The sequence below is a fragment of the Gilvimarinus sp. 1_MG-2023 genome, from assembly GCF_030548285.1.
On the sequence record NZ_JAUOSC010000950.1, the window covers coordinates 1 to 275 of the forward strand.

At 51.6% G+C, this 275-nt stretch carries 1 pseudogene; it reads left to right on the forward strand.

Going from position 1 to position 275, the window contains the following annotated elements:
• Positions 1–34 precede the first annotated feature (34 nt).
• Positions 35–275: pseudogene (locus Q4563_RS19675) on the forward strand (hypothetical protein); the annotation flags it as partial.

Consider the following 275-nt stretch of genomic DNA (forward strand, 5'->3'; position numbering starts at 1 on the left):
TATAGCATCTTTTCAGTTGATATAAGAGGACAGTATGGGAAGACATCAGGCAGGTTCGGGTTACCTCAAACTCCCACTTTTGGCCGCATTGGTTTTAACCCTCAGTGCCTGTCAGGAAGAGCAGCAGGTATCTGCGGCGGCACCACAAATGCCACCTACTGGCGTGGATGTTGTGCAATTGGCACCACAATCCTTTGAATTGACCGATACCTTGGCTGGGCGTGTTACGGCCTATCGGGTGGCTGAGATCCGTCCGCAGGTCAGCGGTATTATTC